Below are 14039 nucleotides of genomic sequence, written 5' to 3'. Positions count from 1 at the left end.
AGAAATAAGAATTAGTTTCCCCTTATACAGCATGTTGGCATCCCGCTTGCTTGGTTACCCTTATGTTATTCATGAGGCCAAGGACAATGTCCCAATTTCGTCTAAATAGTTTAAAAACTGTCGCGATTATTGCCATTTTATCAGCAACAGCCCCAGCGGCTTCTGCCAATGCAGTATATGGCACAAATCATTCTGGGTCGATGGCCCAGACACATTCTGCTCCCTTATCGGCTTTTCAATCCAAAGCGGAAAAATTTGTTATCGATTGGCGAAGCCCGTCGAAAACAATTACGTTTGACGCCCCCGATACGGATTTCATCACCTCAGCAAAACTTTTTCTATCAGCAGACCCCTCACGGAATAATGCGAGAGGACATTCTCTCTTTATTCAATTTAATCAAGAGGCACCAACCGAGATTAAATCCACGGGTCGAGGATTCGATGCGCAGTTAAAGCTGCAAACCGCGAAAATGAAGACGAAAAACAATACAATTCGTCTATATGTCCAAGCCCCCACAGACGCGAATTGCGCGGCACATGATGACTCAGCATGGGTTGTTGACCTAAACAATTCAAAAATCGCTTTAACCCGTCAGGCTAAAAGTCAAAGCCTGAAAGTTGGTGATGTCGAGAATATATTGGGCAACCCGCTTACTACTCCCCAATCCGTTAGCTTATATACGAGAGGTGAAGACGTTACCGCACTTCAAAGCTTACTTGCACAAGGCGTAGGACAACGAATGAAAGCCGCGCCGAAATTCACCACTTTGAAAGGCAAAGGTGACTTTCAGATCATTGCAGGACGACGCGATCAAATCTCATCCTTTGTTAAAGATAAATCCATTCTAGCAGGAACGGGCGCACGACTGGGCTTTGATGAAGGACGACCTTCTCGTCTTATATTCACGGGCGACACAGATGCAGAAGTCTTGGCCCTTGCGCGGGCTTTTTCTCAATATGAATTACCCCGTACAAAACGCCTTTCAACGACGATTGGTGAGATCCACATGCAAAAAAGGTTTTCCGAAAAGGCGCCTCGCATATCTGGTAAAACCAAATTATCGGCTCTTGGCAATACAGCCTTTGAAGCGGGATGGAATCCTGCAGATGAAGTGTATGAATTCAACCTATCCGACCCTGCAGCAAGCGAGGGGCAAGTCACTTTAGAGCTAGCAAGCTCCGAAACAGCTTTATCTGCCAATAATGCCATTAGCCTTAGATTAAATGACCATGTGATTGGCCACACACGTCTGGATCAACCTAGAAAAACTGCCAGCTTCTCTATTCCGTCTGGACTATTGAGGGGCCAGAAAAATGAACTACGCCTCAGCGCAGACTTAAACGCAGACGCTGAAAAAGCCTGCAATGGGTTGGCGTCCCCAGGGGTATATCTAAAATCCAATTCTCAATTAATTTTGACATCAAATAATGAAACACCTCTTAGCGACCTTTCACGCTTTGCCGCCACGGGAGCGCCTTTCTCGGATGCGAATGGCCGCGATACGCTCATCATATTACCCCGCAATAATTCAGATTATAATGCCGCCCTCGCTGTCATTGCCAAGCTTGCTGAAAGCCAAGCAGAGGGATGGAATCAAGCACAATTTATAAGAGGCACAGCCAAGCTAGAGGCATATAAAGACAATAAAAATATCCTCTTTATTTTACCCTCTACAGAGTTGCCTTCTATAGCAAAGCATAATGCCCCCAAGACTGTGCGCTCAGCTTTGCGCGGCCATCGGTATGAAGGCCAAGATTTATTACAAGTGAAGAGCGAGCAATACGCCGGAACAAATGCACAGGCGGCTTATCAAGCGATTGCCCAAAAGGCAAAGCAGAGAAATTCAGTGCGCCTTGGCGGCGTCGCAGCCTTATATAGCTCACCATACCAATCTGATAAAATGGTCGGCGTCATTACGAATGTTCCTGGTCAATCATTTCCATCTACCTTGCAGTCACTTCTTACCGAAGACCACTGGAATGCTATTGAAGGTTCTGTCGCGCGATGGAGCGATAAAAGCGTCTTTATGGCTGAACTCTCAGCGCCTCTCATTGGCTTTTCCCGCTCTATTTCCCCTTCTGCCTCATCGGGAAAATCGGGTCTGAATTTTTCAAACTTCGATCTGCCAGAAATTAACGTGCCTCATTTCGCAATACCCAATTGGGATCTGCCCAAGGTCAGCTTGCCTGACCTTAGTTCGATAACGGCCTCACTTCCAAAATTTGATTTTGAGCTCCCCAATATTGACGGAACCGAAATCTTAGAGAAACTCACATTCTGGAAAACAGAGACACCATCAACAGAGACACTATCAACCAAGCCTAACATATCCATAGCAGAATATGCTGAAGCTAAAGCCGATGCCGGAATTAAAACAACTAGTCAGCCCACTCTACCATTGGATTATAGCGATTACTTAAGGAAGGCCGCCGCCTCACCTCAATTTGACGCACCGAGCCCACCGTCACAAAGCCAAAGCTTCTTAGAGGCCGCACTTCCCGATAGTCAGATTACCATTCGCGAGGCTAATGTCTCGACTACGCCTGCTAACACGGCCCTTAACTGGGTTGGGAACAGTTGGACGACTATAAAACAAAAGATATCAGCTTGGAGACCTAAAAAAGACGTTCAGAACATGCAAAAGTCTGCTCAATCTATCGCTAAAAATTGGCGTTCAGATTCTTCACGGCTGTCTGGTTTTGGAACCACTCAAAAGAACTGGACGAATCAAAGTATAAGCGTAGCGGCTTTACTCTTAATCTTGGCTGTGGGTGTTTTGGCCTTTTTATTGGGGGCGTCTTCCCCGAAAAGCCGGAATGGAAAACAGTACTAAACCAACTTAAAACACATTTCTCAGTGAGATTTATTTAAGCTCTGTGATAGGTCTTGACCAAGGCAAGGCCACGGTAACTCGCGTGCCTTGCTCCAACTCACTTTGTATAGAAAACTGGCCTTGATGTAATTCTGTCAAAGACTTTACCAGAGACAAGCCAAGGCCGCTTCCGCGTTCATTACTATTTAATCCACTCTGGGATTGAGTAAACGGCGTCCCAATCCTTTCTAACTCATCAGCGCTTATACCTTCCCCTTGGTCCTCGACGACTAAAAGCAAATATTCATTTTTATGCTGCGCCTTAACCAGTACTTGCCCACCTTTATACGAAAACTTCACCGCATTAGAGAGCAAGTTTAATAGGATTTGACGCAAAGCCTTTCTATCCGCCTCAACAAGCAAGCTATCATCGCTATCAATTGACACTTCGAACTTTACTTCTGCTGCATCTGCTGCGGGACGTAACATTTTCACAGAGCTTCTAACAACATCAGAGGCATCGAAGGTGTCATATTGCAAACTATATTTTCCAGCCTCGACTTTAGATAAATCCAAAACATCTCCGATAAGGTCCAACATATGTTGACCACTATCGTGAATTAAATCTGCATATTCGGCGTATTTCGAAGGCAATGGTCCGAAAAGGCGCGACCGCATCATATCAGAGAAACCAATAATTGCATTCAAAGGCGTTCTTAGCTCATGACTTACACCTGCAAAGAAGAGTGTCTTTTCATCTGGACGACCTTCAAGAATCACAGCTTGCTGACGAAGCGCTTCAATTTGCGTTTCTTCGGCTGTACGATCAATTGCATGCACTAAAACGCCGCCATCACTTTGCGGCAAGAGAGTAGCGTCAAAACTATTGATAGACTGAGCATCAAAAGGATTAGGCAAAGCGATACGGATTGTTTCCGGCTGATCTGATTTTAAACTCTTCTTCACCGCGTTTGAGAACGTCTCTTGAACAGAATGACTACCTGACATCACAGAGTTTAGTGTGGTCATTCCCAGTGCATTAAAATGAAACTTAGAGCGCGCCTCATTATTTGCCGCCATCAAAGCGCCTGACTTTGAGAACCGCATAACACTTCCGTTAAGGGTCTCAATAACATCGCTATCCAAAACAAATCTATTATCACCTCTGACCTCAATAGCGTCTGTGCTTATCCCTGCTGATGAGGGTACGGCTGTTTCGACTCTTTCCTGCGCTATAGAAAACAGCGTGCTGATCACCAGAGAAATCAGCCCCATAATACCAGCTTGGCTCATCCAGAGCTTTTGCACATCATTAAGTGGTGATTCAGGAATAGCCCCTTTGACAAAGGCAAAATATATAAGCGCCGCAAAAACAGTGGCTAAAATGAGTGACTCGACAATTTTTTCTCGTTTAAACAAAGACGCGATAACCGGGGCCGCCAAGAATAAAACGGCAAAAGGATAATACCCAGCAAAAAGGCACACACAAATAGCCAGGGCTAACCAGGCCAAAATTAAGCCAATTTGCGCCCATTCACGTTCAATAATAGGACTTAGGCACACGCCAAATATGCCGGGTATCGCCAGTATAACAGCTGGAAGCGCTAAGTCCTGCAAGGACAGCCCTTTTGCCAAACCTGCGATAAGGGCAGCCGTAACGACCCCTATCCAAATTAGACAAGGAATAAAGGTGGCACGCCAATTTTGCATTTGTGTCAAAGTCATCCTTTAAACATAACAAAGTAAAACAAATCACTTTTTCACGTGATGTGACCAGTCTTTTCCCATCTGAGGGGTATTTTCCAGAGGTTTTCGCAGGGGGCATGCGCTAACACTTTATAGCCTTTGACCCTTGCCGCTCTTCATTCTTATGCCTATCTGCTTTGAATGAATGATGCTTTGCTTGAATCTATGCCTGAAAACATTCAGGATCTTATTTCTGACTTCGAATTTCTCGACAGTTGGGAAGACCGTTATATGCATGTCATCGATATGGGTAAGTCCCTCCCCCCATTAGAACCTGCTTTAAAAACGGACGCTACCAAAGTGAAAGGCTGTGTCAGCCAAGTCTGGCTTGTTAGCGAACGCAGTGGCGAGGAGAACCCTGTTTTGAAGTTTAAAGGCGATAGCGATGCTCATATTGTAAAAGGGCTTGTCGCAGTCGTTTTGGAAATCTTTTCAGGACGTCACGCCTCAGAAATCTTAAAATTAGAGGCCCGATCTATATTAGAGAAATTGGGGCTTTCAGAACATTTATCGCCGCAGCGTTCAAATGGATTACAAGCCATGGTCGCTCGGATAAAGGCCGAGGCAGAAAGCCTCGTTTGAGAGATTAACGCCTAATCCTTTAACTCAATATCCCAATAAAGATAATCAAGCCAACTCTCGTGTAAATGATTGGGCGGGAAGCGTCGTCCTTGGGCCTGCAATTGATGCATTGTAGGTTGGAAAGGTTTTATAAGGGGTCGCATGCCTGCTTGATCGGGATGCCGCCCCCCTTTTTTTAGATTACAACTGGAGCAGGCCGCCACAATATTTGTCCAGCTGGTTTTACCACCGAGGCGGCGAGGTATGACATGGTCAAACGTCAGCTCTGTTTCACTGTGACAATAAACGCATTCAAAACCATCGCGCAAAAATAAATTAAACCGTGTAAAAGCGGGAGCGCGATTTTGCGGAACGAAATCTTTTAGCGCGACGACACTCGGCATTTGCATTTCGAAATTCGCAGAACGCACGCATTGCTCATAATGGTCAACAACATTAACGCGATCTAAGAACACAGCTTTAATCGCATCTTGCCATGACCAAAGAGAAAGCGGGAAATATGAAAGGGGTTGAAAATCCGCATTTAAGATCAAACAAGGATAGTTTCCTTGTGCGACCGGTTTAGCTTCGGAAAAATCAACCGCCTGAAGACTCATAAAACGCTCTCAAAATGATTTAGAAAGTAAAACCTGAAGGGAGAGCAGAGAGTTGGTAAGGAATTTGATGAAGGGTTTGTTGTTTCTGTATCAAACAAAAAGCTACAGGAACCAATACAAGCTATTGGTTTGGCTGGGCACAGCCATTCCTTTAATCGGGATATTTCATATTTGAGGTTACTGAAACTGATTTCTCCGCGCTCAATAAGTTTAACATAAGTAAACCCTATGACAGGTCGATGACAAGCAGAAGAAAGCTTCGTGTAAAAACAACCCTTTTTGGTACGTTTTTCACTCTGAAAACTACCTTTCAGATTGAATTCACCCAATTTCTGTAAAGTTCAATCGTCAAACTCAGTTTTCAACGGCATAAACAATCATGCGATTCGTTTTTATATTACCACTAATCGTTCTCGGACTCGGTTTCTCTGCGGAACAACCTCAGGCACAAATGGGTGGTCAACCTCTGCCCGTTATTGATTTAGTTGAAAAAGCTCCGCTTCAAACGCTTCCCGCTTTACGCAAAGGTAAACGAGCGAATAATTTAATGACGGCTGAGGGTTTCGAGACAACGCTAATCGCTTCGAATTTAGGAAACCTCTCTGCCATAACGACAGATATGAAGGGCAATTTATTCGCAGCGGACCAGCAAAGCGGGCGAATATGGCATCTGCCGGACAGAGCACAAGACGGACGGGTTGATCAGAAACGTGCCCTTGCTCATCGTTTTGATAATCCAACGGGTTTGGCCCTCCATTCAGATATACTCTTCGTCGCTGATAGGAATGCCATTTGGCGCGTCAAAGGCGACCACCCCCCCACTATATTAGCGGGTTTAAGAGCCGCCAACTCAACAGCGATGGCCCACCCTTTAAGTCTCTCTTCTGATGGCCTGACATTGTTTTTAGGCCTGCAAACAAATGAAGGTGAAGTAAAATTATTATCAATAGATACGGAAACGGGGACGGCCGAATTAGTTGAAACACAGAAATCCGATCAACCCATTCTAGCGCTTGTGGATATCGGTGCCCAATACCCATGGGTTTTACAAAAGGATAAGTTTGGCCCCACAATAAAAAATAGCCATCAATTCCGCGATGACCTGTCTTTTGCGGGAATAAGTCCAGTCCCCGACATTTACTTTAAACGAGGCCAAAAGCCTGCACCTGCGAACCACCCAATTGATGAAAATAGTTTATTGGTATCACGCCGCGCACCAGATGGATTTGATGTCCTGATTATACCCACAAAGTTTGGCCAACCACAGTCTCTGGCTTATCCTTTGTTATCAGGTTTTTTTCCCGCGAATAGCCGAACAGCCTGGGGAGCGCCTGCGGCCTTAACCATTGATAGCCTCGGCCTGCTGGTAACGGATGCATTTAACGGCGATATTTATCGGGTGACGCGTTCAGCTGCACCGACAGCCGCACCATTGGACGAACCAAACCCCGTGCCCCCACTTTCCGATGAACCCGCTTCGACGACGCCGCCTTCCACTCTACTATCGACAATCGAAGGCAGCCAAATCGGCCTGGCCAGTACTCTTGAGGGCGCTTCAAGCCTTGACGTGGGCTCAACCATTATCAGAGATTATAAACCATTATCACTAGATGATGAGAAAAACGGTGAAGATATCTCTATCATGGACTCCGAAAAAAGCCGCACAAAAGACAAGCGTTCTAATTGATCTTTACTCGATTGCGTAATCTAAATCTAATTTTGACGCGAGCTTCTTTAGTCGAAAGACGATTTGATCTGTAATTAAATCATTTTCTTTTTTCACCACGCTTAAGGTCAACACACCCTTTTTCTGGCGCAGCGTAAAGGCATCTAATAACTCTGAAGATTGTCCTGTCGCGACAGCCGCTAGCCGCATTGCAGCTCCGATTATACTCGCCGTATTTTGCTGTTCAGGGGTCAGTAATGCCTTAATGATATCAGGCGAAGGCACTTCACGCGTCGCCGTGTAGGATCGAAATAAGCAAAGCGCCAAAAAGACACGTTCTTCGTGATATAGTCCTGCGACGGGAGCATAAAGCATAGCCGCAAAAATACCCTCGGCGCGGTAATCAGGGTGCAAGTCCTTGCCAATACCCGCCAGTAAACACGCCGCCTGTAAAAGCCGGGCATCATCCAAGGTGTTAAAAACTGTCGGCAAAGAAGGTTCAATAGCTGAAATGAACCTATAAAGTGGGCGGCCAAAATTTACAGTTTGCAACGAACCTTTTGCAAAGGCACGGCAACCATCAAACAATGGGTCGCGTTGTCTTTGGGTTTTGGGAATAGCATTATGCACAAGGCCTTCGCGTAACCCTGAGTGAGAAATTACAATTTGGGCGGGTTTAACGACATCCAGTAAGATATCCAACAGTAAGCCACTATATGGCAATGTTTCAGCCCGTCTTTGGCGTAGTCCCGGCCATTTCAGAACAGCCTCGCGGCCATCTCCATAAGCCCATTTCGCTTGTTTTCGCGCTACGGATGGCGAGAGAGTATAGCTTTGTAAAGTCCGTAAAGGATAGTCGACATAACTTTGGTGTATCGCCGCCAGATTCCGCCAGGCCCCCCCAATTAAGTAAAGCGTGGCTCCTTTGCCCTGTTTAATTAAATCTGTGTGCTCGGCTAAATATGACCGTATAGTTTTTCTCGCCTTTTCAATTTGTTTTGGCCCCATTTTTGTGAGGTCATCTCCAATCAAATCAAATGGGCCCAAAGGCAATGACTTTCGGCGGCCAACAGAGGGTTCTCTTTCGCCTTGGCAAATTTCGACCAACTCTAAACTCGCCCCGCCTAAATCCGCCGCCAATCCCTTCGCGCGAGGATGCATAGATATCAGCCCCATCGCACTTAAGCGCGCTTCTTCATCCCCGCTAATGGGAGAAATATCTAATCCGGTTTTGCGCTTAATCACTTTGATAAAATCAGCCGCATCTTCGGCCATTCGCAATGCTGCCGTAGCCCCAATGATTAAGGGCGGAAGGTTTCTGGCTTTGGCAATGCGTACAAATCTTTGCAGGGCTTGAAGCGTAAGAACCTTACCCTCTTCCGATAAGCGCCCCGTTTTCTTTAATGCACGCCCCAAACCAGCGAGAACTTTCTCATTATAAATTGGTGTGAAATGCGCACCAAATATATCAAAAATCACAAGGCGAACCGAGTTCGAGCCGATATCAACGACCCCGACTTCTCTCCCTAATGAACGTCTTGTCCCCTTCACTTTTTCTCCCTTAGCCTTTCAGCAAAAAGAGTCTCAAGCGGTAGAGGCGCATCATTATTCAAGGCTTGGCCGCGTCCAGATAAAGACGGGTTGCGCATGAAATACCCATGCGCAGAGAAAGGTTCTTTATCAGCTTCAGCACTCACGCGTGTGTATTTTCCTTTCGGCTCTAATTGCCAACTATTGGCCGTATCAATCAAATTGGCAACCATTACCTGATCTAGAACTTGACCATGCACAGTAGGGTCTTCAATCGGTATCAGGGTTTCCACACGGCGATCCAAGTTCCTCGGCATCCAGTCAGCGCTTGAAACAAAGACCTTTGCATTATCATGCGGCATTACGGCGCCATTCCCGAAACAGATAATTCGTGAGTGTTCTAGGAAACGGCCGACAATTGACTTCACTCTTATGTTTTCAGACAACCCTGGAACGCCAGGGCGCAAACAACAAATACCCCGCACAATTAAATCAATTTCTACGCCTGCGGCAGACGCTTCATAAAGTTTTTCAATCATATCAGCATCGACGAGTGCGTTCATTTTCGCCCAAATACCACCTGGTTTTCCTGCTTTTACAAAAGCAATCTCTGCATCAATATGTTCATAGAGGGCATCCCTAAGCCCCATAGGTGCGATAACAAGTTTATTCAAACCGCGAGGCCGAGAATAGCTGGTAACATAATTAAACAACTTCCCTACATCTTCTCCCATTTCGGGGTCTGCGGTAAACAATGCGAGGTCAGTGTAGATTTTTGCATTTTGTGCGTGGTAATTACCCGTTCCTAAATGCGCGTAGCTACGTAAGGTGTCATCTTCACGCCTTAGGACCAAGGATACTTTGGCGTGAGTTTTATAACCGACGAACCCATAGACCACATGGACCCCTGCCCGCTCCAAATCACGCGCCCAGCGCATATTCGTCGCCTCATCAAACCGGGCCTTTAGTTCCACCAAAGCGGTTACAATTTTTCCGTTTTCTGCCGCGTTAATAAGCGCCGCCACGATCGGACTATCATCAGAGGTTCTGTATAAGGTTTGTTTTATAGCTACAACATTTGGGTCCGCAGCCGCTTGTTCTAAAAATTGTATCACCACATCGAATTCTTCGTAAGGATGGTGAACTACAATATCTTTGGCAGCAATAGCGGCAAAGCAATTGCCGTCAAATTCTCTGATGCGTTCTGGAAAACGCGCTGTAAATGACGGGAATAAAAGTTCAGGTTTTTGGCTCGAGATAATCTCCGAAACATCTGACAGTCCGAGCATATTATTCTCGTCCTGTATGTCCTCATCCCAACATTCGAAACTATCAATTAAAAAGGCGCGTAAATCATTCGCAATACCTGTCCCCGTTTCCAAACGTATAACACGGCCCCGGCGGCGTTTTTTCAATAGAAATTCGAAATGCCTCACAAGATCTTCTGCTTCTTCATCAACGGTCATATCGCTGTCTCGCGTAATGCGAAATAAGCCGCTTGATTTAATCGCAAAGTCAGGGAAGAGATCCTGAGCAAATGTCTCAAGCACATCTTCAATCAAAACATAGCTTTGGCCCTTCCCGCTATCGGGAACAACCATAAACCGGTCGACATAGGATGGAATAATAATCAGGCCATACATTGGCTCATCTCGGCCTTCGACATTCATAGACAGAGCCATTCCGAACCCTAAATTTGGTAAGAAAGGGAATGGGTGCGCTGGATCAACAGCTAAGGGCGAAAGAAGCGGCAGAACATTTTCCTCGTACCGCGATTTAACAGCTTCTCTTGAGACCTCATCTAGCTCGGACATTTTCCGAATATAGATTTTTTCATTGGCAAGTTCTTCGACCAATTGCGACCAGCACTCACCCTGACGTTTCACAATCTTACCCGCGCGGCGTCCAATCTTTGATATTTGCTGCTCTGGTGTTAAACCGTCGGCCGAAGGTGTCGTCATATTCGCCAGTATTTGCGTTCGCACCCCAGCGACTCGCACCATATAAAACTCGTCCAAATTAGAAGCTGAAATCGATAAGAACCGTACGCGTTCCAATAAGGGGACAGCAGGGTTTTGCGCTTCTTCTAACACACGCGTGTTGAAGAAAAGCCAAGAGAGCTCTCGGTTGAAATAACGGGATGTTGCTTTTTCTGTCATAGCGTCTTTTAGTCAGACCAATTTAAAATTGACAGAAGTTTGAGATGAATATTATTTGACAATGAATGCCAAGAGAGACGTTAATCACGCAGCCTTAGCATCCGATAAATCAGTCAATATTGTAAACAAAGCTTCCGCATTCGGAGCGGCGCGAAGACGAGCCCGAATTTCCTGCCGCCGTAACAAACGAGAGACCTTGGCCAGTGCTCTTAAATGCGCTCCGCCAGCATCGCCTGGAGCCAAAAGGAAAACAACAAGATCTACATCGCGGTCATCAACTGAATCAAACTCCAAGGGCTGGCTTAGTTTTGCAAATATGGCGCTAACATGCTCCACACCGTCTAAACGGGCATGCGGCAATGCCACACCATTTCCTACACCGGTTGACCCTAAACGCTCACGCTCTACCGCAGCCGCGACAATATCCCGGCAAGCTATACCTTTGCTTTCCAAGTTCTGAGTTTTAATCAGCTTGGTCGCAATTTCTTGAAACAATTGTTTCTGGCTTCCAGCGTTCACATCAAACAGAACACTATCCGCACTAAAAAGCGGTGGGGTTGTCATAATATACTCATTTAAACTATCCGATTACCCTAAAAATCTACCCTCGGAATCGGATTCAACTTATGCTCTAACGCATAATAATGAGCGCCCCCATAAAGGAGGCGCTTCAAAAGGTCAATTAGCGCATTCAGTACGCTCATTGATTAAAAATGTTGAGACTTGCTTAGGCAGACGCCTCTTCTGGGTCGACCCAGCCGATATTACCGTCAGGCCGCTTGAAAACGACATTCAATCCGCCATGGCGGGCATTGTGAAAAACAACAACACCGCTATCCGCGAGTCCTAACTCTAATGCAGCCATAGAGGGCGTCATAGTACGGATTTTTGTCTGACGTTCAGCAATCACCATAGGTTCATCAGCGATTTCCGCATTGGCATCACTTTCATCGTCAATGTCGTAATCGCCAGAAGGGTCTTGCAGAACGAAAAGCGACATTTCTTTCGCCTTGGCTTTTTGACTATGGTCTTTCAGTCGACGTTTATATCGCCGCAACCTTTTTTCCATATGCGTAAGGGCTTCGTCCGTGGCGCCATAGGCTTCCTGAGCTTCGCCTTGCCCTTCCATCGTGGCTCCACTTGGTAAATGCACTGAACATACCGTTCGAAAACCACTCCCTTCGCGGCTGACCGCAACATGGGCTTCACCATCGCGGTGAATATACTTGTCCATCATCTCGTCTAGTCGGCCTGTGATACGCTCGCGGAGCGCGGGTGAAACATCAATACCTTTAGAAACGATTTGAATTTGCATTATAGACCTTTCGTTAGTGTTTAACATCCCAAGGCTAGCACAAATAATAAGGCGTGACTCCCATAAAACTGCTTTTAAAGATAAAAATATGGATATGGTCTATAATATCTAACCATATTACGGGAGCAAAATGGCCTCTTAGAGCGTATAAACAGAATGTCATCACCATTAAAACCACTGAATAAAGAGCCGGACTCAACAATGCCAAAGGATGTTATTCGTATCGCATTAAACTTTCTTTTTGCCCCTCTTATGTGGGTTCTTTCTAGCCTTTCAGTGTTTATGACTTCTGCGCGAAGCCCAAAAGAACTATCCGAGATAAACGAATCTTTTCTCGTCCCTTTGGGTATTGCTTTCTCGATTTGGTTTCCAATCTTTGTGGGCTGTATTGCCTATGGCGTCATTCAAACCCTGCCCTCTAAACGCACTCACCCTCTATATCAGCGGATTGGCTGGTGGACTGCCCTTGGCTTTGGGAGTATATGTGTTTGGTCTCTCGCATCAGCCTTTGCCCCGCGCGATCTGGCCCAATGGGCCACAGCTATTATTTTTGTGCCTGCCCTCATATCGCTCGTGAAAGCTATGAGCATTCTGAGTCAACATTATGGTTCTTTAGAGACAAGTGAGAGAGTTTGCGTCTTTGTGCCAATCAGCTTGATAGCAGGCTGGGTCTCCTTGGCATTTTTCCTAAACTGGGCACCTCTTGCAACTGGGTTCGTCCATTCGTCCAACACGCTTCTTATTATGAATATTCTGATTCTTGCATTAGCTATGGCTTGGGCGCTCTATTTCATTAGGAACAGTGGAGCGAACCGTGCCTTCGCCTTTCCAATCGCTTGGGGCCTAGCCTTTTTGATTATAAAACACGCCTTCAACCCCCAAGGCGAAACTCTAATAGCTTGGGCATCAACGATTGGCTTAGTTTCCATCATTACGGCTTCAACACTTAAGCCCAAAACATATGTACGAGACTTTCAAGCAAGAGAGACAACACAGATTGAAGATTAATCTGAAGGCTAGCGTTCTGAATGCCAGAGATCAGATAGTATAAAAGAGATCAGATGGTATAAAAAAGACCGCCTCGAATGAATCGGGACGGTTTATAACTTTAATTTGACTCCCTAAACCCTAAAGAAAGACTCTAGGGGAGGATATATCAGCTTTAATCAAAAACTTCGGCATGATTGGGGCCTAATGGGTCTGGGCCATATTGATTTCCGCCAATTGTTCCACGAAAACAAAACCAGATAAGCTGTCCAATACTGACCAAGGTACCAACCAGTGGAATTAAACTTAATATTCCGAAGACAAGTACCAACCAGCCTGTCTTATCCAAGTCATGAAACCGTCTTACCTGCAAGGCAATCAGACCAATTAAATGCCCCAAGAAGATCAATATCAGTCCTCCAATCAACACCAATTGTGTTACGCTGATTTCACCACCAATAGACGACTCAGATGAAATAGCGACACCAAAGTAAAATAGGAATGTCAAAATTGCCAAGCAAAGCTGAACCCACCAAAATTCCGAACGACTAGAACGACCCGAAAAATCTGTGTATCTGGCGTAAAATGTCTTAATAGCCTCAGTAAATCCCACAACTCTTCCCTTTCAAATTTGTGATAAACGCT

General features: G+C 45.6%; 11 protein-coding genes. 4 read left to right on the top strand and 7 right to left on the bottom strand.

The window, feature by feature from the left end:
* Window positions 1–86: 86 nt before the first annotated feature.
* Window positions 87–2834: a hypothetical protein gene (locus DES40_RS12700; RefSeq protein WP_121102726.1), complete on the top strand. Its 2748-nt coding sequence runs from the start codon at window positions 87–89 to the stop codon at window positions 2832–2834.
* A gap of 30 nt (window positions 2835–2864) precedes the next feature.
* Here the strand turns inward: DES40_RS12700 and DES40_RS12695 are convergent, their stop codons facing one another.
* Window positions 2865–4523 (bottom strand): sensor histidine kinase, encoded by a 1659-nt coding sequence (locus DES40_RS12695; protein WP_170144992.1) that lies wholly within the window; start codon window positions 4521–4523, stop codon window positions 2865–2867.
* 201 nt (window positions 4524–4724) lie between these two features.
* Between DES40_RS12695 and DES40_RS12690 the strand changes: the two genes are divergently transcribed.
* Window positions 4725–5141, top strand: coding sequence for a SufE family protein (locus DES40_RS12690; protein ID WP_121102999.1), 417 nt, complete (start codon window positions 4725–4727; stop codon window positions 5139–5141).
* 11 nt (window positions 5142–5152) lie between these two features.
* Here the strand turns inward: DES40_RS12690 and DES40_RS12685 are convergent, their stop codons facing one another.
* The gene (locus DES40_RS12685; protein ID WP_121102722.1) at window positions 5153–5737 is read right to left on the bottom strand and encodes an HNH endonuclease; all 585 of its coding nucleotides are present in this window, start codon (window positions 5735–5737) and stop codon (window positions 5153–5155) included.
* Between the two features lie 379 nt (window positions 5738–6116).
* On the opposite strand from DES40_RS12685, the gene DES40_RS12680 reads away from it, so the two are divergent.
* Window positions 6117–7424, top strand: a complete 1308-nt coding sequence (locus DES40_RS12680; protein WP_121102720.1) for an NHL repeat-containing protein — start codon at window positions 6117–6119, stop codon at window positions 7422–7424.
* Window positions 7425–7427: 3 nt separating this feature from the next.
* Here DES40_RS12680 and DES40_RS12675 read toward each other — a convergent pair whose 3' ends face one another.
* From DES40_RS12675 to hpf, 4 genes are all read right to left on the bottom strand, one after another.
* A complete protein-coding gene (locus tag DES40_RS12675) occupies window positions 7428–8954 on the bottom strand; it encodes a Ppx/GppA phosphatase family protein (protein ID WP_121102718.1) in 1527 nt (508 codons plus the stop codon).
* Entirely contained in the window at window positions 8951–11092 is a 2142-nt protein-coding gene (locus tag DES40_RS12670) for an RNA degradosome polyphosphate kinase (RefSeq protein WP_121102716.1), read from the bottom strand. Before DES40_RS12670 ends, DES40_RS12675 begins: the two co-directional genes overlap by 4 nt.
* An 84-nt stretch (window positions 11093–11176) precedes the next feature.
* On the bottom strand, window positions 11177–11656 hold the full coding sequence (locus DES40_RS12665) for a PTS sugar transporter subunit IIA (protein ID WP_121102714.1): 480 nt from the start codon (window positions 11654–11656) through the stop codon (window positions 11177–11179).
* Window positions 11657–11819: 163 nt separating this feature from the next.
* On the bottom strand, window positions 11820–12407 hold the full coding sequence (gene hpf / locus DES40_RS12660) for a ribosome hibernation-promoting factor, HPF/YfiA family (protein WP_121102712.1): 588 nt from the start codon (window positions 12405–12407) through the stop codon (window positions 11820–11822).
* A 156-nt stretch (window positions 12408–12563) separates the two neighbouring features.
* Between hpf and DES40_RS12655 the strand changes: the two genes are divergently transcribed.
* The gene (locus DES40_RS12655) at window positions 12564–13415 is read left to right on the top strand and encodes a hypothetical protein (protein WP_121102710.1); all 852 of its coding nucleotides are present in this window, start codon (window positions 12564–12566) and stop codon (window positions 13413–13415) included.
* Between the two features lie 154 nt (window positions 13416–13569).
* Here DES40_RS12655 and DES40_RS12650 read toward each other — a convergent pair whose 3' ends face one another.
* A complete protein-coding gene (locus DES40_RS12650) occupies window positions 13570–14007 on the bottom strand; it encodes a DUF805 domain-containing protein (RefSeq protein WP_121102708.1) in 438 nt (145 codons plus the stop codon).
* Between the last annotated feature and the right edge of the window lie 32 nt (window positions 14008–14039).

The sequence above is a fragment of the Litorimonas taeanensis genome (assembly GCF_003634015.1).
In the GTDB taxonomy this organism is placed as follows: Bacteria; Pseudomonadota; Alphaproteobacteria; order Caulobacterales; family Maricaulaceae; genus Litorimonas; species Litorimonas taeanensis.
Note: the sequence above shows the minus strand (reverse complement) of the source record. Positions and strands in the feature narration are given on the sequence as shown.

Coding starts and splice junctions, on each gene's coding strand:
- DES40_RS12700 (WP_121102726.1), top strand. CDS start 87: ATGTCCCAATTTCGTCTAAATAGTTTAAAAACTGTCGCGATTATTGCC.
- DES40_RS12695 (WP_170144992.1), bottom strand. CDS start 4,523: ATGCAAAATTGGCGTGCCACCTTTATTCCTTGTCTAATTTGGATAGGG.
- DES40_RS12690 (WP_121102999.1), top strand. CDS start 4,725: ATGCCTGAAAACATTCAGGATCTTATTTCTGACTTCGAATTTCTCGAC.
- DES40_RS12685 (WP_121102722.1), bottom strand. CDS start 5,737: ATGAGTCTTCAGGCGGTTGATTTTTCCGAAGCTAAACCGGTCGCACAA.
- DES40_RS12680 (WP_121102720.1), top strand. CDS start 6,117: ATGCGATTCGTTTTTATATTACCACTAATCGTTCTCGGACTCGGTTTC.
- DES40_RS12670 (WP_121102716.1), bottom strand. CDS start 11,092: ATGACAGAAAAAGCAACATCCCGTTATTTCAACCGAGAGCTCTCTTGG.
- DES40_RS12665 (WP_121102714.1), bottom strand. CDS start 11,656: ATGACAACCCCACCGCTTTTTAGTGCGGATAGTGTTCTGTTTGATGTG.
- hpf (WP_121102712.1), bottom strand. CDS start 12,407: ATGCAAATTCAAATCGTTTCTAAAGGTATTGATGTTTCACCCGCGCTC.
- DES40_RS12655 (WP_121102710.1), top strand. CDS start 12,564: ATGTCATCACCATTAAAACCACTGAATAAAGAGCCGGACTCAACAATG.